Raw genomic sequence first — 18,944 nt, forward strand, 5'->3', positions numbered from 1 at the left:
TCTCCTCTCACCGCGAGGTATAGATGTTCAATCAATGGAGTGAAATGCTGCGGTTTTACAAGCGCAGCCGTCCGAAATACTGGCTTGCGATCTATCGCAATCCGTTGGCCCTGCACCTTCTGCCTTGCTGGGTCGCCGTTGCTGGAATTATCGCAAGCCTATTGTGCAAAAAGTCTTTAGGCCCAATCGGGCAGACGCTCTGTGTTTGCATGTTCACCTGGGCATTGTTTCTGGCGCGAGAATACTTTGCCGGCCAATACTTTCGCGACTACTACCAACGCCATGCAATCGCCGATCAACCCTTCCTGCAACGCGATAGCTACTTGCATTACGCCCATTTTCTCGATGCGTTGAAACAGAGTGGCGTCGAGATCAACCAAGTAAAGCGGATGGCGGAGTTTGGAAGGATTTCCGGCCACCCCGTCAAACCACTGAACCTGATGCAGAACACAGTATTTGTCTGGCTAATGACTTTCGGTGCAGCCCTCGCAGTAGAGAAAATCAAGCTGACCCGTTTGTGGAAGTTTCAGGACGGCGACCTGGCGATGATACTGGCGTTGATTGCCGCGCTTCTGATCGTATTCGTACTACAGACCGTTCACGGATACAGGCAGCACAAAGGTCGGCTTATTCGTTACTTGGAGTGGGCCGAGCATGATCTCAACAAAACTTGACCTTTGGGTGCTCAAGCCCGCACGAATCGCTGCCTGAGCACATCACTCAACGCATCCACCAACAACACCAGCACCAGCATGGCGATAATCACCGTGCTGGCCTGGGCTTCCTGGAACAGGCTCAAGGTGGTGTAGAGCATCTGCCCCAGGCCGCCGGCACCGACAAAACCGAGCACGCTGGCCATGCGGATGTTGTTCTCCCACCGGTACAGGCTATAGGCCAGCAGCTGCGGCCAGAGGTTTGGCAAGGTGCCGAAGCAGAACGCCGTCACCTGGCTGCCGCCTTGCAAGCGAATGGCAGCGGCGGGTTCTGGCGGGGTGTTTTCCAGAGCTTCGGCAAACAGGCGTCCCAGCACGCCGGTGGTGTGCAATGCCAACGCCAGGGTACCGGCATTCGGCCCCAGGCCTGCCGCCAACACGGTCAGCGCTGCCCAGACCAGTTCCGGTATCGCCCGCAGGCCATTGAGCAGCAGGCGTGCAGTACCTTGCAGCGGCCAGCCGAAACGCCCGGCGGCCGGCAAGGCAATCAACAGACCAAGGATGACTGCGAGCAACGTGCCCAAGCCGGACATCGCCAACGTTTCCAGGGCACCACGGCCCACCGCGCGCAGCTGTTCGGGGCTCAGGTCGGGGCTGAGAAAGCGCGCCGCATAGGCGCCCATCTGCCCTAATCCACCGTTACCAAACAGCGCCTGCAAATCGAGACTCAAGTAGGCAAACGACCCGGCCACCGCCGCCAGCAAGGCGAGGATCAGGGAGGCATTGATCAGCCGCCTCATGCCAACCTCCCGCGCAACAGCCGGCTCAGTTGATCGGCCAGCCATACCAGCACAAGGAAGGCCAGCAGCATGCTTGCCACTTCGGCACCGGCGAACATGCGCAGCGACAAGTCAATCTGCTGCCCCAGCCCGCCCGCACCTACAAAACCCATCACCACAGACGCCCGGATCGCACACTCCCAGCGATACACCGTGTAAGACACCAGCTCTGCCGCAGCACCCGGCAGGATGCCGTAGAAAAAGGCGTTCAGGCGGCCACTGCCAGCCTGCATCAGCGCATGCGCAGGGCGCTGGTTGATCGATTCGAAGATTTCCGCATACACCTTGCCGAGCATGCCGCTGTAGGTGATGGCGATGGCCAGCACACCGGCGGTCGGCCCCAGGCCTACCGCACGCACGAACAGCAGGGCCCAGACGATTTCCGGCACGCTGCGCAGGAAGATCAGCAGCCCGCGCACCGGCAGACGCAAGGTGCGCGACCAGAACCCCAGTTGCCCCCCGCGCGAGGCGGCGCCCAGGGACAGCGCCCGACTGGCGAGCAAGCTGGCCGGTATCGCCAGCAACAGCGCCAGGGCCATGCCTGCCGTTGCCATCGCCAGGGTTTGCAGAATCGCCTCCCAAAGCAGCGCGAGAAACTCGTAATCGTGTGCCGGCGGCCAGAAACCGCTGATGAAACTGCCCATCTGGCGACGGTTTTCAGCCTCCAGCAGCACACCAGGATTAAGTTCGCTGACATGGATACCCGGCCACAGCAAGGCAATCGCCAGCACGGTCAGCAACAGCCTGGGTAACGCGGCCGGGTCGCGCTTGTCGGCCGTCAGCATCGTGGAATCTGCAGGTTCAGCGTCGGCACGGGCAGCGGCGGCGAGCCCAGGTGCTCGTTGGCGTATAGCGCATCGAGCATGTCACTGGTGACCTCGGCAGCCGGGCGATCAAACGCCACCTGCCCTTCGCGGATACCGATCACCCGAGGGAAATGCGCCAGCGCCAGCTCCACGGCATGCAGGCTGGCGACCAGGGTGATACCGCGTTCACTGGCGTGCTGATTGAGGGTTTTCAGGCTGTGCTCGGCCAACACCGGGTCCATGGCCGAAACCGGCTCATCGGCAAGCAGAAGCTGTGGCTGCTGGTACAAGGCCCGGGCGATACCCACCCGCTGCAATTGTCCACCCGAGAGTTGCCCGCACTGGGCAAAGAGCTTGTCGGCCATGCCCAACCCCGCCAACACGGCACGTACACCCGGAATATCCGATGGATGCAGCAGATTAAGCAGGCCGCGCACCGTGCTCCATTGCCCGAGGCGTCCGGCCAATACGGCGGTCACCACCCGCTGCCGCGGTGGCAGCGGCGGTGCCTGGTGAATCAGGCCGATGCGTGCACGCAGACGCTGACGCGCACGCGCCGAAAGCCGCCAGGGCGCCTCACCGAGCAGCTCGACGCTGCCGGTGGTGGGCGCCATGGCACTGGCGATCAGTTGCAGCAGACTGGACTTGCCGGCCCCCGAGGGGCCGATGATCGCCACCCGTTCACCGGCAGCCACCTGCAGGTCGATCGCATGCAACGCCTGAACCTGACCATGACGCAGACTGGTGCCGGTAAGCGTGATCGTCACTTGAGCAACTCAGCGGCGCGAGCAGCCTCCTCGATGCCCTTGTAGTTGTCCGGGCTGGTTTCGATGAAGCGCGAAGCGGCCTGCAGGTCGAGGATCGCCTTATCGCCAGGCTTGGCCGGGTCGAGGTCGAGGAACGCCTGCTTGATCTTCGCTTTCAAGGCCGGATCGAGGCTGCCGCGCACGGTCCAGTTGTAGTCGTAATAGCTCGGGGTGGTGGCAAATACTTTGACCTTGCTGGTGTCGACCTTGCCCGAAGCCACCAGTTTGTCCCAGACACTGGCGTTGAGCACACCGGCGTCGACCTTGCCGGCCTGCACCCAGGCGGCGGTAGCATCGTGAGCGCCGGAATAGGCGACACGGCTGAAATAGGTTTCAGGCTTGATGTTGTCGTCCTTGAGCATGAAGTAGCGTGGCATCAGGCTACCGGAGGTGGACGAAATCGAACCGAAGGCAAAAGTCTTGCCCTTGAGGTCGGCCAGGCTCTTGATATCGGGGTTGGCGGTGATGAACTTGCTGGTGAACTTGGCATCCTGCTCACGCTGCACCAATGGCGTCGCGGTCGGGCTCTTCAAATGCACCTGAACGAAGGTAAACCCGCCCAGCCAGGCCATGTCCAGGCGGTCGGTGGCCAGTGCCTCGACCACGGCCGGATAGTCGTTTACCGGTACGAATTCAACCTTCATGCCCAGCTTTTGCTCGAGGTACTCACCCAGTGGCTTGAACTTGCGCTGCAGTTCGGTGGGGTTTTCGTCTGGAATGGCACTCACTTTCAGGGTGTCGGCCGCTTGGGCCAGGAGGGATGAGCAAGACAGCACAAGGCCGGCAAACAGCGCCAGGGGACGTTTGAGCATGAAGGGTTCTCCGGTTCAATAGCGGGGAAATAGCCAACATCAGGCTGGCTTCCGAATTATAAGAGGCATCGGCGCAAAGACCAGCTTTGCTACAATCGGGCCTCATGATTTCTCGAGGTGCGTATGAGCGAGCCGATTCGTCTGACCCAGTACAGCCATGGTGCCGGTTGCGGCTGCAAAATCTCTCCGAAGATGCTTGAAGTGATTCTTGCCGAAAGCGGCACCCAGGCCCTGGACCCGAAACTCTGGGTCGGCAATGCCTCGCGCGATGACGCTGCCGTCTACGCCCTCGATGACGAACGCGGCGTGGTCTCGACCACCGACTTTTTCATGCCGATTGTCGATGACCCCTATGACTTCGGCCGCATCGCCGCCACCAACGCCATCAGCGATATTTACGCCATGGGCGGTGATCCGCTGATGGCCATCGCCATTCTCGGCTGGCCTGTCAATGTGCTGGCCCCGGAAGTGGCCCGCGAAGTGATTCGTGGCGGTCGTGCCGTGTGCGCCGAGGCCGGCATTCCGCTGGCCGGCGGTCACTCCATCGATGCCCCCGAGCCGATCTTTGGCCTGGCAGTGACCGGTGTGGTGCAAAAGCGCCACATGAAGCGCAACGACACCGCGACACAAGGCTGCCGCCTGTACCTGACCAAGCCTCTGGGTATCGGCATCCTCACCACCGCCGAGAAAAAATCCAGACTGCGAGATCAGGACAAGGGCCTGGCCCGCGACTGGATGTGCACCCTCAACACCCCAGGCAGCCGCTTCGGCAAGCTCGCGGGCGTCATGGCCATGACTGACGTCACCGGCTTCGGCCTGCTGGGCCACCTGGTCGAGTTGGCCGATGGCAGCGGCTTGAGCGCACGCCTGGACTACAGCGCCGTGCCGCGCCTGCCGGGCGTCGAATACTACCTGGCCGAAGGTTGCGTACCGGGCGGCACCCTGCGCAACTTCGAGAGCTACGGTGAGAAAATCGCCCCGCTCAGCGAGGAACAAAAACACCTGTTGTGCGATCCGCAAACCAGCGGCGGACTACTGGTGGCCGTGACGCCTGAAGGCGAAACAGAATTTCTCGCGGTTGCCGCCGAACTGGGCCTGAACCTGGCATCGGTCGGCGAACTGGTCGAGCGACAGCGTTATGCGGTTGAGGTGCTGTAATGCGTGACAACACCACCGACTACCGCCAGCTGTTTCTCAACGATGTACCGATGATGGACATGCGCGCCCCGGTCGAGTTTGCCAAGGGCGCCTTCCCCAAGGTGATCAACCTGCCGTTGATGACCGACCTGGAGCGGCAGAAGGTCGGTACCTGCTACAAGCAGCACGGCCAGCAAGCGGCCATTGCCCTGGGCCATCAACTGGTCAACGGCCAGACCAAGGATGAACGCGTTGAAGCCTGGGCGGCCTTCGCCCGGGCCAACCCGCAAGGTTATCTGTACTGCTTTCGTGGCGGCTTGCGCTCGCAGATCGTTCAACAGTGGCTCAAGGAAGAAGCCGGCATTCAGTACCCAAAGGTCATCGGTGGCTACAAGGCCATGCGTACCTTTCTGATCGAAACGACCGAGCAGGCAGTTGCCAAATGCGACTTTGTGTTGATCGGTGGCCTTACCGGCACCGGCAAGACTGAAGTACTGCAGGTGCTGGACAATGCGCTGGACCTGGAAGGCCATGCCAACCACCGTGGTTCGAGCTTTGGCAAACGCGCCACCGGCCAACCGGTGCAAATCGACTTCGAAAACCGTTTGGCGATCGATGTGCTGAAAAAGCGCGCCGGCGGTATAGAGCAGTTCGTGCTGGAAGATGAAGGCCGTATCGTTGGCAGTTGTTCGTTGCCGCTGGCACTGTACCAAGGCATGCAGCGCTACCCGCTGGTGTGGCTGGAAGACAGCTTCGACAACCGTGTCGAGCGTATCCTTGGCGACTACGTGACCAACTTGTGCGCCGAGTTCGTGGCGCTGTACGGAGACGAGCGCGGCTTCAGCCTGTTCGCCGAACGCCTGACCCAAAGCATGCACAACATCCTCAAGCGCCTGGGCGGTGAACGCTATCAGCGTTTTTCCGGGCAGCTGCAACAGGCGCTGGACGAGCAATTGCGCAGTGGCGCCGTAGACCTGCATCGCGCCTGGATCAGCGGCTTGCTCAGCGAATACTACGACCCGATGTACGCCTACCACCGCGACAGCAAGGCCGGGCGCATCGAGTTTGCCGGCAATCACACCGAGGTGCGCGAATACCTGCGAGCCCGTGCCGCGCGGCGCTGATCACCCTCCTCAAGGCTCGAGCAGTTTGCCCAGTTCGTCTGCGCGTGCCTTGGTCAACTCCAGCACACACCCGGCGCCATTGAGTTGATCGATGGTGCCGCCAGTGAGGCTGAAGTACAGCTTGCAGTTGGCGTCGCGGTACTTGATCCATAGTCGCTGGGCATCGCGCAACTGCGACTGCTGAGCTGGCTCCAGGGTCGCCATGGCCTTCTTGTAGGCGCTATTGAGACGGGCATCCTGGCGGTCGATCTCGGCGCCGTTGCAGTTGTTCATGTCCAGGGTGGTTTGGGCAGTCTGCATACACTGGCTGTAGGCAGGCGAGTCGCTCTGGGCGACGGCAAACGGGACAATGGCCGTCATCAGACTTGCGACCAGCAGCGTACGGTTCATTCAGGCAACTCCTTGTAAGGGACCTCAGCATGCAAGGTACGGCGGCCTTGCGCAACAGCACGGGGTTCAAGACGCTGCACATACCTGGGCAATACGCCCGCGCAACCAGCGGTGCCCTGCATCACCTTCACGGCGCTGATGCCAGGCCTGCTGAAAGCCAAAGGCCTTGATCGCCAGCGGCGGTTCGAAGCGGCGCAGGCGCGGGTCGAGCTTGCCATTGTCGAGGCTGCGCCGGGCTACGGTGAGGATCAGGTCAGTGCCAGCAATCACCTCTTGGGCCGCCGCCCAGTGAGGTAGCGCCAATGCGACCCGGCGACGGGCGCCGATGGCCGTCAGCGCAAGATCGATTTCATTGTCGATGCTGGGCCGCATCGCTACCAGTACATGTGGCCTCGCCAACCAGTCCACCAGGTCGAGCCCGCCCCGGCTCGGCAATTCGCTACGGTCGGCAATGCAGGTAAAGCGCTCCTCGAACAGAGATTCAATCCGCAACTCTGCGGGCACCTCCGGAAACACGCCAAGCGCCACATCAGCCTCACCATCGAACAACTGGCCCAGCATCGCCTCCCGGCTCCCCTGCGATACCACAAGGTCAACACCTGGCGCTTCCTCGCGCAGCAGCCGCATCAGCCCTGGCAACACCACCCGCGCGCCGTAATCCGACATCGCCAGACGAAAGCTGCGTCGCGCTTTGCCGGGATCGAAACCGGGATGGGCAAGCAAGGTATCGAGCTGCTCCAGCGCCTGCTGCAACGGCTCGATCAAGGCCTGCGCACGCGCCGTAGCTTGCAGCCGGCCACCACGACGCACCAGCAACGGGTCGGCAAACAGTTCGCGCAGTTGCGCCAGTGCGTGACTCACCGCCGGCTGGCTGCGGTGCAGGCGCAACGCTGCGCGTGACACGTGCTGTTCAACCAGCAAGGCATGCAGGGTCAGCAACAAGTTCAGGTCAATACGGCGCAGATCATCCATCAGGCGAATAACTCCAGTGCAGCATTCGAATTTCCATTACCAACATGGATAGCAAAGACTTTACCAAGCCATTTTCAAGGAGTCTTGCCATGAGTTTTTCCTTTGCGCCTGCCGCGCTGTTGCCGCTGACAATCGCCCTGCTCGCTGGCGCTGCCGTGCCGTTCCAGGCCGGCAGCAATGCCGCTCTGGGCCGTTTGCTCGGTCACCCCCTGTGGGCAACGCTGGTATCGCTGGGGGTCAGTGTGTTGATGGTGATCCCCGCGCTGCTGGTCATGCGCGCACCCCTGCCGCAGATCGGCGCGCTGGCCCAGGCCCCCTGGTGGACCTGGCTGGGCGGCGTGGCCGGGGTTGCCTATATCACCGCAGCTCTGATGCTCACCCCGCGCCTGGGTGCTGCCGGATTCATCGTGTGTGTGATTGCCGGCCAGGTGGTGTCATCGCTGGTGATCGACCAGTGGGGCCTGATGGGCCTGGCGCAGCGTCCGGTGAACGGCCTGCGCCTGGCCGGGGTCGGCCTGATCGTACTCGGCATGCTGGTGGTGCAATGGGGAACGTCGACGTCGGCTAGATAGCGTTCGTCCCCTTCGGCTGAACATAGGGTGGCGGTTCCAGCGCGCGATTGATTTCGAACCGCAGGCTGGGCGCCTGGATGGCGAAACTGATGGTTAAACCCAGCATCACGACCAGCACAACGTCCAGCCAGTGCCAGCCGGGTATCGCCTCACCCCGACGCGCCTGACGCCACCACCAGGCTTGCCCCAGGCAAAAGCCCAAAATCGCCAGCAGCCAGATGTAAAACCCCGGGGCGAAGTGCGTCAGGTTGACGAAGTTATAGCTACGGTTGTCGGGCATTCGTTCTATCCCGAGGCTGGTCAGCGCCAGGTACAACGCCACCAGCCCCAGTACCAGCGACACACGGTGCCAACGACGGTGCACGAGAATCGCCAGGCCCAGCACGGGATTGGCGAACCAGCCGTACATGCCGAAGACCAGGCCCCACGGGCCATAGATCAATGCCTGCAAGGCATGCAGGCGCCCGTCGCCACTCAAGTACATGGCATTGAAACACAGGCTCGCCAAAAACAGCGCCAGCGTGAGGGAGACATAGCGGCCAGCCAGCTTCACTCGGCACGCTCAAGCAACAGGCCATAAAGCCCGGAGTCAGAAAGTTCGCCAGCCACACACCAGCGTTCACGCAGGGTCCCCTCAAGGACGAAACCCAGGCGTTCGAGGATGCGTGCCGAGGCAGTGTTGCGTGGGTCGATCTCCGCTTCAAGTCGGCGCAGATCCAAGTCCCGGGACAGGTACTGAATGAAGTGCTCCAGCGCCTCACTCATGAAGCCCTGGCCCTGTGCGCCACTGGCCAGGCAGTAACCGATTTCCGCGCGACGTGAGTTACGATCAAAGTGATAACACTGGCACATGCCGATCAGTTCACCGCTGTCACGCCGGTAGATACCCAGCTTGAGCAAGTGCCCCTGCGCAAAAGCCTGCCGATCAGCCAGCAATGCAGCATGCGCTTCATCCAGAGTGCGCCACGGAGCGTGGTTCCAGAAGCGCATGACCTGCGGATCGGCCATGATGCCAAACCAGGCACCGGCATCTTCGGCACCCATGGGACGCAAGTCCAGGCGCGGGCTGTACAGGCGAAGGTCGTGGGGAAAGGCGTGAAGGTGCGACACGGTAGAACTCCTGTTCTGTCCGAAGAGCCGCACAGTCTACCGTAAGGTTGTCAGGCGCTGCGCACGCAGCGACCTGACGGGGACTACCTTCAGGCGACTTCCGCCCCCTCCGGCGGCCAGATCGGCTCGTTGGCTTCGAGCGGTGGCAAACCGTAGGCCGCCCGGGCTGCGTCGCAACTCGGGTTGGGCTGACCATCCACCCAGGCCGCCTCGAACTCGCGGCAAGGGCTGGAGCGCTGTTCATAAATGCTGCAGCTGACACCTTTGCCGATCTCGCCCTCAAGGCTGATACAACGGCATGGTTTGCTGTCGGTGCCGATCATCGCTACCCGGGTAGGATTGATCTGTACCACCAGATCGTCGGGCACCAAGCCTCCCGCCGATGTGCACTCACCCCAGAAAAAAGACACACGGAAAAACCCGCAGCAGGCGCCGCAGTTCAAACAAGGATTATGTTCGGACATGATGAAAAGACGGGGGGTAAGTTTATCGTTATTGGGAGAAAACCCGCCGCCATTCTATGCTTCGCCAGCGCTTTGGGAAGGGGGGAGATGTATAAATAGTTTGCGCCTGACGGGCGGTTGAATGGGCCAGGATGGCGGCCGTTTCATGGCCGATCGCAGGCTGTTGCCTGCTCCCACAGGTCTGTGAGAGCAAGCTTGTTGCTGAATGGTTTATTTCTGCGCCTTGCCTACCCCGTCGGCACGGAACATCTGGCGAATACCGCGCACTGCCTGGCGGATACGGTCCTGGTTTTCGATCAGGGCAAAACGCACGTGATCGTCGCCATAGTCACCAAAGCCGATACCCGGGGACACGCAGACCTTGGCGTCGGCCAGCAGCTTCTTGGAGAACTCAAGCGAGCCGAGGTGCGCGTACTCTGGCGGGATTTTCGCCCAGACATACATGGATGCCTTGGGGTTTTCCACCATCCAGCCCAGCTCGTGCAGCCCTTTGACCAGCACATTGCGACGCTGGCGGTATTGCTCGGCAATGTCGCGCACGCACTGCTGATCGCCTTCCAGCGCCGCGATTGCCGCGACTTGCAGCGGTGTGAAGGTGCCGTAGTCGTGATAGCTCTTGATTCGCGCCAGCGCGCTGACCAGCTCCGGGTTACCGACCATGAAGCCGATACGCCAGCCAGCCATGTTGTAGCTTTTGGACAAGGTGAAGAACTCCACCGCAATGTCCTTGGCACCTGGCACCTGCATGATCGAGGGCGCCTTCCAGCCGTCATAGACGATGTCGGCGTAGGCCAGGTCGTGGATCACCAGCACATCGTACTGCTTGGCGAGTGCCACCACCCGTTCAAAGAAGTCCAGTTCGACGCACTGTGCCGTCGGGTTGGAGGGGAAACCGAGAATCATCATCTTCGGTTTCGGGATCGATTCGCGGATCGCGCGTTCCAGTTCGTTGAAGAAATCCACCCCCGGCACCAGTGGCACCGAACGTACCTGCGCGCCGGCGATCACTGCGCCATAGATATGAATCGGATAACTGGGGTTAGGCACCAGCACCGTGTCGCCATGGTCCAGCGTGGCAAGCATCAGGTGCGCCAGGCCTTCCTTGGAACCGATGGTGACAATGGCTTCGCTTTCCGGGTCGATCTCGACCTCGTAGCGCTCTTTGTACCAGCGCGAAATGGCTCGGCGCAGGCGTGGAATACCGCGAGAAGTCGAGTAGCCGTGGGTGTCATCACGCTGGGCGACCTGAACCAGCTTTTCGACGATGTGCGGTGGTGTGGCCCCATCAGGGTTGCCCATGCTCAGGTCGATGATGTCCTCGCCACGACGGCGTGCGGCCATCTTGAGTTCGGCGGTGATGTTGAAGACGTAAGGGGGGAGACGATCAATGCGCGCAAAACGGCGCGGCGAACCTTGGTCAGCCATGGCTTCCTCGAAGACGTAAGCGCCCGGAACCGTCCGAGCGACGTTGGCCACTGCGGTGGCCAGCGCCAACAATAGTGCCTGGACGGGCTGCCTGTCCAGTCACCGGAGCACCTTCAATGGCAGCCACTCTCCACAGGAAGGCTCAACGGATATCCTTGTACGCCGTCAGGTCCCATTTGACCGGCGCAGCAAGAGCACTGTCAGGCTTGAACGCAGCGCCCTGGATGTTGGAGAAAGCAGTGCCTTTGTCACCCAGGCTGACGTAGCGCTCATCTTTCTCGGACTCGGTGAACTTCGTGTAGGAATGCTTGCGCATCGCTTGGTACTTACCGTCATCCCGGGCCAGTGCCTGATGGTAGTTATCCAGATAGGCCTCACTGAGCTTGAGCATCTTGTTCAGTTTGACGCCCCAGCGTGTCAGGCACACTTCGGCAAGGTGCCGGACGATCAGGCCGGGTTCGGCCAGTACCTTGCCGCTACCTGCACCATCGGCCGAAGCGTTGCCCACCAGGGTCGCATGCCGACCAGGCATCGGGTAGACATGGCAACGGGTGCTGGCATGGGTCGTGGGGATGACACAGGAAAAGCCCTTGGAGCGCTCGTCGCGCGAGTAGAAGCCCACATACTGCTTCACATTTTGACCCAGTTGCACCCGATGGCGCTCGAAATTGCCAACCCCCGGCACCGGGTCAACAGCAAAGATATTCACCGGGAGCCCTTTCAGCTCACTGTCGGCAAGCATCGCATTGGCCAGCATATGGCAACTGACGCCACCGCGACTCCAGCCCACCAGGTTGACCTGGGTCGGGACAATGCCATCTTTGCGAAACTGCTTGATGATCTGTTCCTGAAGCATCTGCGGCGTGATCTTGCGCTCGCCATAATTGTAGGTCCGCCAGAACCAGGAGGCGGTCGCTGTCGACGCCGGAATGGGCACGCCAGCTGCTTTCAGGCGCTGGTATTCCTCCTCGCTCAGCTCCTTGCGCTGCCAGTTGCTGCGGCCCTTGATGATCTGCAGGGCATGCTGGACATTCTCCTCCCAGCCTTTACCGAACAGGGTCTGGCTCCAGTTGTAATAGCTGCCGGCTTCAACGAACAGATCGTCAGCTTGCAGGTTGCCACTGCCTGGACCATCGACCGCAATCCAGTTGGCGTACTCCTTGCCCTGATCATTGGCAGCCAGGGTCGAGACCAGCTCGCCGTTCCAGAAATTGGGGTTGGTGTCATCGAATCGGTGGGAGCCGGTGCCGCAGAAATAAACCGTCAGTACGCTCATGGGATAGTCCTCAGTGGATGAATATCCGCGCACTCTAATCACCGGGCTCGGGCGGTTGCAGGAGGCAAGCCTGCCCTGCACCGCTACCCGCGGCACAAACAAAAACGCCCCGGGCTTTGCGGCCCGGGGCGTTTTTGTTCAACCCGTCACACTCAATGTGCGTAGGTCATCAGCAGGTCGGTCGGCACTTTGGTGTCCAGCGACATCATCACGCTCAGGGCGGTGATGGTGAAGATGGAGAACGCAAACACCTTGCGCGCCCACAGACGATCATCTACCGCCTTGTTGCCGCCCCAGGCCATGTACAGCCAGTACAGGCCCATGGCTGCCGCCACCGCCAGGTAACCCACGCCAGCGTAGCCGCCGACGGTGAGCATCACGGTAGCGGCGAGGAAGGCACCGATGTACCAGAGGATCTGCTTCTTCGCCGCCTTCACGCCACGCTCGACCGGCAGAACCGGAATCGACGCAGCGCGATAGTCGTTGAAACGGAAGATCGCAATGGCGTACGAGTGCGGCATCTGCCACAGGCTGAACATCACCAGCAGGGTCAGTGCTGCCAGGTCGAAGCTGTTGCTCACGGCACAGTAGCCGATCACTGGCGGCATGGCACCGGACAGGCTGCCGATCAGGGTGCCATGCACCGACTTGCGCTTGAAGTACAGGCTATAGAAGCCGACGTAGACGACGAAGCCGATCAGGCCGAGCAGCGCCGCCAGCGGGTTGGCCTTGAAGTACAGCAGGCCAAAGCCCGCCGCCCCGAGCAGGGTGGCGTAGGCCAAGGCGACTTTCAGCGAGATCTGGCCCTGGACCATTGCACGGTTCTTGGTGCGCTCCATCTTGATGTCGATGTCACGGTCGATGCAGTTGTTGAACACGCAACCGGACGCCACCACCAGCGAAGTACCAATCACCGCGGCCAGGAACAGCATGAAGTCGACATGCCCTTGCGCGGCAAGGAAGAAACCGCCTGCCACAGAAAGCACGTTACCGAAAATGATCCCCGGTTTGGTGATTTGGATAAAGTGCTTAACGGACATGTCGTCTTACCTCACTTCGCCATCATGCTGGTGTGGATGCTGAACATGATCCACAGCGACAGGCCGACCAACAGTGCAATGACCATCGCTGTAAACAGGAAGGTCGACACATTGGAACGCTGTTCGGCGGAACGGTCCATGTGCAGGAAGTACACCAGGTGGACAACCACCTGGATGACCGCCAGTGCCACCACGACCATGATGGTGATGTCTTTCGGCATGCTCGGGAACATCACCAGGCCGAATGGAATCGCCGTCAGGATGACCGACAGAACGAAGCCGATCAGGTAGGACTTGACGCTACCGTGGTTGCCCTCGGCGTGGCTGTTATGTGCGTTAGCCATTTACAGAACCCCCAGCAGATACACAACGGTGAACACACAGATCCAGACCACGTCCAGGAAGTGCCAGAACAGGCTCAGGCAGCTCATGCGGGTTTTGGCAGTGCCGGTGATACCGTGCTTGTTGATCTGGTACATCATTACCGCCATCCAGATCAGACCTGCAGTTACGTGCAGACCGTGGGTACCTACCAGTGCGAAGAACGCCGACAGGAAACCACTGCGCTGCGGGCCGAAGCCCTCAGCGATCAGGTGATGGAACTCATAGACTTCCATCGCGATAAAGCCGGCACCGAACAGGAAGGTGATGGCCAACCAGCCCAGCACGCCGCCCTTGTTGCCTTTGAACATCTGCAACATGGCGAAGCCGAAGGTGATACTCGACAGCAACAGCAGTGCGGTTTCAACCGCGACAAAGTCCAGCTGGAAAATGTCGTGACCCGACGGGCCGCCGGCAAAACTGCCGGACAGCACCGCGTAGGTGGCGAAGAGCGACGCAAACAGGATGCAGTCGGTCATCAGGTACAGCCAGAAACCGAAGACGGTCATCTGGCCCGAGTCGTGGTGGTGATCGTCATGCGCATGGTCGTGACCATGAGCATGAGCGTCTGCATTGATTACATGACTGGACATTGATTAAACCTGCTCAAACGATTTGACACGTGCGCCAACCGGCGAACCGGTAGCCAGGCCCAGGGACTTCAAGCGCTCGCCTTCGATACGCGCCACTTCTTCGGCAGGCACCATGTAGCCCTGGTCGTCACGTGCAGCGTGAGCAACGAAGACCGCGATGGTAGCGATCAGGCTAGCGCCAACCAGCCACCAGATGTGCCAGATGAAGGCGAAACCGAATACGGTCAGCAACATACCCATGAACAGACCGGTAGAGGTGTTGTTCGGCATGTGGATGGCTTCGTACTTGCCAGGAACCTTGTAGGCAACACCGGCTTCCTTGGTTTCGTGCCAGGCGTCCAGGCCAACTTTCTCAGGCATGTGAGCGAAGTTGTAGAACGGCGGTGGCGACGAAGTCGACCATTCCAGGGTACGGCCGCCCCATGGGTCGCCGGTCACGTCCATGTTGTCCTTGCGGTCGCGAACCGAAACGTACAGCTGGATCAGCTGGCAAGCGATACCGAACAGGATCAGCACGGCGCCAGCAACGGCTACGTACAGGTAGGGTTCCCACAGTGGGTTGTCGGAGTGGTTCAGACGACGGGTCATACCCATGAAGCCCAGTGCGTACAGCGGCATGAATGCCACGTAGAAACCGGAAATCCAGAACCAGAAGGCAGCTTTGCCCCACTTCTCGTTCAGGGTGAAACCGAAGGCTTTCGGGAACCAGAAGGCGAAGCCGGCAATGTAGCCGAACACCGCACCACCGATGATCACGTTGTGGAAGTGAGCGATTACGAACAGGCTGTTGTGCAGAACGAAGTCAGCACCTGGAACAGCCAGCAGTACGCCGGTCATACCACCAATGGAGAAGGTAACCATGAAGCCCAGGGTCCACAGTACCGGCGCGGTGAAGCGCAGGCGGCCCTGGTAGATCGTGAACAGCCAGTTGAACAGCTTCACCCCGGTCGGAATCGAGATCAGCATGGTCGCCAGACCGAAGAAGGTGTTGACGCTGGCGCCCGAACCCATGGTGAAGAAGTGGTGCAGCCATACCGCAAAGCCCAGTACCGCGATCGCGCCGGAAGCGTAGATCATCGACTTGTGGCCGAACAGGCGTTTGCCAGCGAAGGTCGAGGTGACTTCCGAGAACACACCGAAGGCCGGCAGGATCAGGATGTAAACCTCAGGGTGACCCCAGGCCCAGAACAGGTTGACGTACATCATCGGGTTCCCACCAAGCTCGTTGGTGAAAATGTGGAAGTCCAGATAACGGTCAACAGTCAGCAGTGCCAGAGCAGCAGTCAGGATCGGGAACGAAGCGACGATCAGAACGTTGGCCCAGGTGCAGGTCCAGGTGAAGATCGGCATGTCCATCAGCTTCATGCCAGGCGCGCGCATTTTCAGCACGGTAACCAGGAAGTTGACGCCCGTTAGTGTCGTCCCCAAACCTGATAGCTGTAGCGCCCAGATGTAGTAGTCCACCCCCACTCCGGGGCTGTACTGAATCCCCGCCAGCGGCGGATAGGCAACCCAGCCGGTCTTGGCGAACTCACCAACACCCAGGGAGATGTTGACCAGCAGCACGCCTGCCAGCAGCAGGTAGAAGCTCAGGGAGTTCAGGAACGGGTAGGCAACGTCACGTGCACCGATCTGCAGAGGCAGGGCCAGGTTCATCAGGCCGGTGAAGAATGGCATTGCCATGAAGATGATCATGATCACACCGTGAGCGGTGAAGATCTGGTCATAGTGCTCAGGCGGCAGATAGCCTTCGGAGCCACCAGTGGCCATCGCCAGCTGGGTACGCATCATGATGGCGTCAGCAAAACCACGCAGCAGCATGATCATCGCGACGATGATGTACATCACCCCGATTTTTTTGTGGTCGACCGTAGTCAACCACTCGGTCCACAAGTAGGTCCATTTCTTGAAGTAGGTGATTGCACCAATCACCGCGATACCGCCGAGCGCAATCATGGCGAGTGTCACCATGACTATCGGCTCGTGATACGGAATCGCATCCAGACTTAGTTTACCGAACATCTCTTACTCCTCTGCCCCAGCAGCTGAATGCATACTCACGTCCATCCCTTCGGTACCGGCCGCTTCTTTGCTCTGCTCTTTTTCGTGGACCGGCCGACCGCGGTTCATGCCTTCGTACTTGTCGACGATGGACTGGAACTGGTCAGGCGATGCCACGCTGTACAGCGCGACTGGATTGTTTTCGCTAGCTTTTGCCAATGCCGCATATTCAGCCGAATCCAGCTGTTTAGGCGACTGTTTGACTTCGTTCACCCATGCCTCGAAATCGGCCTGGGAGGTGGCAACTGCCTTGAACTTCATACCGGTGAAGCCCGCGCCGCTGTAGTTCGCCGAGATACCGTCGAACTCGCCATTCTCGTTGGCGATCAGGTGCAGCTTGGTGGTCATGCCGGCCATCGCGTAGATCTGGCCGCCCAGGCCCGGAATGAAGAACGAGTTCATTACCGAGTCGGAGGTCACGCGGAAGTTGACCGGGGTGTTAGCCGGGAAGACGATCTTGTTGACCGTGGCAATGCCTTGTTCCGGGTAGATGAACAGCCATTTCCAGTCCAGGGCAACCACGTCGATCTGCACCGGCTTCACGTCGGAAACCAGTGGACGATACGGGTCCAGCTCGTGGGTGGTCTTGTAGGTCACATAGCCCAGGGCAATGATGATCAGGACCGGGATGGTCCACACCGCCACTTCGATCTTGGTCGAGTGCGACCAGTCAGGGGTGTAGGTCGCCGCCTTGTTGGAAGCGCGATACTTCCAGGCGAACGCGATGGTCATGAAAATGACAGGAATCACCACCAGCAACATCAAGCCGGTAGCGATCAGGATAAGGTTCTTTTGCTCAATGCCGACCTGGCCCTTCGGGTCGAGCAGGGTCCAGTTGCACCCACTGAGTAAAAGCATGCCTAAAAAGGGCAGAATGCCAAACAGTCTGGGGTAACGCTTTTTACTCATCTCACGACCTCTAGAGCAGCTTGCTTCAATGCAATTTGTGTTTTGGTCGCCAACACTTCGTCCTGCCAAGCGTCAGCATTTATCGGATCGAATACGGTCATACCTTGAGGCCAGCTGCGGCGGCTCGGCATTGACCGGGTATTACGGTGCTTATTGTTTTGACTTCGTAGGCAACAGGCCTGTTTTCAGACCAATTCCATTTGGTGCGGGAAATCACGGAGGGGGGTCAGCCCGGCATCGCCGCAGGCGATGCTCGTCAGAGTCAGCAAAAAGAGCGTGAAGCTCCTTTAATCCTGCGACTCGCAAGCGGTGCCGAACGGAAATTGGGGGCGATTGTAGATAGGTCGTCAGGCATTGACTATGACTAATTGTGCAACAGTCCTTTACAAAAACTGCAACAATAGCGCCTTAAAAATCAGTTTCGCGACAGTTTGTCGCACCCTTCAAAACACCCCTGAAGCCCTTGTGTTACAAGGGCTTCAGCTTGATCCAGATCAATGGATGTGCGACACCGAAGGAAAGTTACATTGCATGTCTGACTTGCATCAAAACATGACTTTTGTCTAAGCCTGGCGGCGGTTCCGGTAGATGCCCAGCGGTACCAGAATGGCGGTCAGGGTGAACGCCAACAAAGCCCATTGCGCCAGCGACAAACCCATCACCGGTGGGTAGGGGGTGGAGCAAAACCCGTCAACTTGAAACACCAGCGGCAGTATCGACGCCAACGGCAGGCCATCGACGATTGGCTGCAGGGTGTCAATGCCACAGCTCACCGCCGGGTTGGCGAGGATGTACACATGGTTGCCGGCCGCCGCCATGCCACCGATCGCACTGAGCACCACCAGGCCTTCAAACACGGTCAGGCTGCGGCGCCCGGGCATGGCAGCGCCAATGAATGCAAACACGGCGATCAGCAACAGCGCATAGCGCTGCAGGATACACAACGGGCATGGCGCCTCGCCGAGGACGATCTGCATGTACAGGGCACCACCGATCAGGGCCAGGCAGATCACGCCCAGCAGCACCAGAAAGCGCCGTTCCCGGTTCAGGCGCATAGTTTGCTCGTTCATTGCATATCCTTGATTGTCTTGATGGCTCGACGGCCTGCCCGGAATTCTACACGCCCAAGAAGACCTTTAAGAACGGTAAAAGTGCCACGTCAGGCGCGCGCAGGCGCGCAAATACCCTGTATGCGGCAGATTACCGAATTGCCACTATCTTAGTCTTGAGGATTACCCTATCATTAACACTGTACATATAAACAGTGCTAGGCACAGATATCCAAAAAGGCATGTGAGGTGATGAATGGCCGTCGAAGTGGTATACCGCAGCAGCCGCGATCTGGAGCGTTTGTTCATGGATAAAGCCGAAGCTGACCGTCACGACAAAATGCTCGAGCTGGCCGAACTGCTGGCCGAAGTGCTGAAAAAGGCGGTGCCATCGCTCAGCGAACAACAGGTCGAAGATGCCGGCATCTATATGGCCAAGAACCGCGACGTCTTTGCCAAGGCGTTCAAGAGCCAGCCTGACGCCCTGTCCGAGCTGCTCGCTGCTGATGCGGGCGAGTAACCTGC

At 59.9% G+C, this 18,944-nt stretch carries 22 protein-coding genes; 5 read left to right on the top strand and 17 right to left on the bottom strand.

The window, feature by feature from the left end; translation table 11 throughout:
- Positions 1 to 23: 23 nt before the first annotated feature.
- Positions 24 to 674, top strand: a complete 651-nt coding sequence (locus DM813_RS06950; protein WP_128322667.1) for a hypothetical protein — start codon at positions 24 to 26, stop codon at positions 672 to 674.
- Positions 675 to 685: 11 nt separating this feature from the next.
- On the opposite strand, the gene phnE is transcribed toward DM813_RS06950, so the two are convergent.
- From phnE to DM813_RS06970, 4 genes are read right to left on the bottom strand one after another with little or no spacing between them, the layout of a single operon-like run.
- Positions 686 to 1,453 carry a phosphonate ABC transporter, permease protein PhnE gene (gene phnE / locus DM813_RS06955; protein ID WP_128322668.1) on the bottom strand — a complete coding sequence of 256 codons (768 nt, stop codon included), beginning with the start codon at positions 1,451 to 1,453 and terminating at the stop codon, positions 686 to 688.
- A complete protein-coding gene (locus tag DM813_RS06960; protein ID WP_128322669.1) occupies positions 1,450 to 2,277 on the bottom strand; it encodes a PhnE/PtxC family ABC transporter permease in 828 nt (275 codons plus the stop codon). Before DM813_RS06960 ends, phnE begins: the two co-directional genes overlap by 4 nt.
- Positions 2,271 to 3,065, bottom strand: a complete 795-nt coding sequence (locus DM813_RS06965) for a phosphonate ABC transporter ATP-binding protein (RefSeq protein ID WP_128322670.1) — start codon at positions 3,063 to 3,065, stop codon at positions 2,271 to 2,273. The genes DM813_RS06960 and DM813_RS06965 overlap by 7 nt, the downstream gene beginning before the upstream one ends.
- Complete coding sequence (locus tag DM813_RS06970; protein ID WP_128322671.1) at positions 3,062 to 3,916, bottom strand: putative selenate ABC transporter substrate-binding protein; 855 nt, start codon at positions 3,914 to 3,916, stop codon at positions 3,062 to 3,064. The genes DM813_RS06965 and DM813_RS06970 overlap by 4 nt, the downstream gene beginning before the upstream one ends.
- Before the next feature lie 123 nt (positions 3,917 to 4,039).
- On the opposite strand from DM813_RS06970, the gene selD reads away from it, so the two are divergent.
- Positions 4,040 to 5,074 (top strand): selenide, water dikinase SelD, encoded by a 1,035-nt coding sequence (gene selD, locus DM813_RS06975; RefSeq protein WP_128322672.1) that lies wholly within the window; start codon positions 4,040 to 4,042, stop codon positions 5,072 to 5,074.
- Positions 5,074 to 6,177 carry a tRNA 2-selenouridine(34) synthase MnmH gene (gene mnmH, locus DM813_RS06980; RefSeq protein WP_128322673.1) on the top strand — a complete coding sequence of 368 codons (1,104 nt, stop codon included), beginning with the start codon at positions 5,074 to 5,076 and terminating at the stop codon, positions 6,175 to 6,177. The genes selD and mnmH overlap by 1 nt, the downstream gene beginning before the upstream one ends.
- A 9-nt stretch (positions 6,178 to 6,186) precedes the next feature.
- On the opposite strand, the gene DM813_RS06985 is transcribed toward mnmH, so the two are convergent.
- Positions 6,187 to 6,567, bottom strand: a complete 381-nt coding sequence (locus DM813_RS06985) for a lysozyme inhibitor LprI family protein (RefSeq protein ID WP_128322674.1) — start codon at positions 6,565 to 6,567, stop codon at positions 6,187 to 6,189.
- 66 nt (positions 6,568 to 6,633) lie between these two features.
- Complete coding sequence (locus DM813_RS06990) at positions 6,634 to 7,539, bottom strand: LysR family transcriptional regulator (protein ID WP_128322675.1); 906 nt, start codon at positions 7,537 to 7,539, stop codon at positions 6,634 to 6,636.
- Positions 7,540 to 7,628: 89 nt separating this feature from the next.
- Between DM813_RS06990 and DM813_RS06995 the strand changes: the two genes are divergently transcribed.
- Positions 7,629 to 8,111: a DMT family transporter gene (locus DM813_RS06995; RefSeq protein ID WP_128322676.1), complete on the top strand. Its 483-nt coding sequence runs from the start codon at positions 7,629 to 7,631 to the stop codon at positions 8,109 to 8,111.
- Here the strand turns inward: DM813_RS06995 and DM813_RS07000 are convergent.
- The 11 genes from DM813_RS07000 to DM813_RS07050 form a co-directional block, all read right to left on the bottom strand.
- Positions 8,104 to 8,658: a hypothetical protein gene (locus tag DM813_RS07000; RefSeq protein ID WP_128322914.1), complete on the bottom strand. Its 555-nt coding sequence runs from the start codon at positions 8,656 to 8,658 to the stop codon at positions 8,104 to 8,106. The genes DM813_RS06995 and DM813_RS07000 overlap by 8 nt on opposite strands.
- A 2-nt stretch (positions 8,659 to 8,660) precedes the next feature.
- Positions 8,661 to 9,221 (bottom strand): GNAT family N-acetyltransferase, encoded by a 561-nt coding sequence (locus DM813_RS07005; RefSeq protein ID WP_128322677.1) that lies wholly within the window; start codon positions 9,219 to 9,221, stop codon positions 8,661 to 8,663.
- A gap of 89 nt (positions 9,222 to 9,310) precedes the next feature.
- A complete protein-coding gene (locus DM813_RS07010; protein WP_128322678.1) occupies positions 9,311 to 9,685 on the bottom strand; it encodes a YkgJ family cysteine cluster protein in 375 nt (124 codons plus the stop codon).
- Positions 9,686 to 9,895: 210 nt separating this feature from the next.
- Positions 9,896 to 11,110, bottom strand: a complete 1,215-nt coding sequence (gene alaC, locus DM813_RS07015) for an alanine transaminase (protein WP_128322915.1) — start codon at positions 11,108 to 11,110, stop codon at positions 9,896 to 9,898.
- A gap of 142 nt (positions 11,111 to 11,252) precedes the next feature.
- Positions 11,253 to 12,386: a hypothetical protein gene (locus tag DM813_RS07020; RefSeq protein ID WP_128322679.1), complete on the bottom strand. Its 1,134-nt coding sequence runs from the start codon at positions 12,384 to 12,386 to the stop codon at positions 11,253 to 11,255.
- 152 nt (positions 12,387 to 12,538) lie between these two features.
- The gene (gene cyoE / locus DM813_RS07025; RefSeq protein WP_128322680.1) at positions 12,539 to 13,426 is read right to left on the bottom strand and encodes a heme o synthase; all 888 of its coding nucleotides are present in this window, start codon (positions 13,424 to 13,426) and stop codon (positions 12,539 to 12,541) included.
- Between the two features lie 11 nt (positions 13,427 to 13,437).
- Positions 13,438 to 13,770, bottom strand: a complete 333-nt coding sequence (gene cyoD, locus DM813_RS07030) for a cytochrome o ubiquinol oxidase subunit IV (RefSeq protein ID WP_128322681.1) — start codon at positions 13,768 to 13,770, stop codon at positions 13,438 to 13,440.
- On the bottom strand, positions 13,771 to 14,400 hold the full coding sequence (locus DM813_RS07035) for a cytochrome o ubiquinol oxidase subunit III (protein WP_128322682.1): 630 nt from the start codon (positions 14,398 to 14,400) through the stop codon (positions 13,771 to 13,773). It lies immediately after the preceding gene.
- 3 nt (positions 14,401 to 14,403) lie between these two features.
- Complete coding sequence (cyoB, locus tag DM813_RS07040; RefSeq protein ID WP_128322683.1) at positions 14,404 to 16,422, bottom strand: cytochrome o ubiquinol oxidase subunit I; 2,019 nt, start codon at positions 16,420 to 16,422, stop codon at positions 14,404 to 14,406.
- Between the two features lie 3 nt (positions 16,423 to 16,425).
- Positions 16,426 to 17,370, bottom strand: coding sequence for a ubiquinol oxidase subunit II (cyoA, locus tag DM813_RS07045; protein ID WP_128322684.1), 945 nt, complete (start codon positions 17,368 to 17,370; stop codon positions 16,426 to 16,428).
- A gap of 563 nt (positions 17,371 to 17,933) precedes the next feature.
- The gene (locus DM813_RS07050; RefSeq protein ID WP_128322685.1) at positions 17,934 to 18,440 is read right to left on the bottom strand and encodes a disulfide bond formation protein B; all 507 of its coding nucleotides are present in this window, start codon (positions 18,438 to 18,440) and stop codon (positions 17,934 to 17,936) included.
- 235 nt (positions 18,441 to 18,675) lie between these two features.
- Here DM813_RS07050 and DM813_RS07055 point away from each other — a divergent pair, with 235 nt between their 5' ends.
- Positions 18,676 to 18,939, top strand: a complete 264-nt coding sequence (locus DM813_RS07055) for a YebG family protein (protein WP_128322686.1) — start codon at positions 18,676 to 18,678, stop codon at positions 18,937 to 18,939.
- The last annotated feature ends 5 nt before the right edge of the window (positions 18,940 to 18,944 follow it).

Source organism: Pseudomonas alkylphenolica, from assembly GCF_004025535.1.
GTDB classification, from domain to species: Bacteria; Pseudomonadota; Gammaproteobacteria; order Pseudomonadales; family Pseudomonadaceae; genus Aquipseudomonas; species Aquipseudomonas alkylphenolica_A.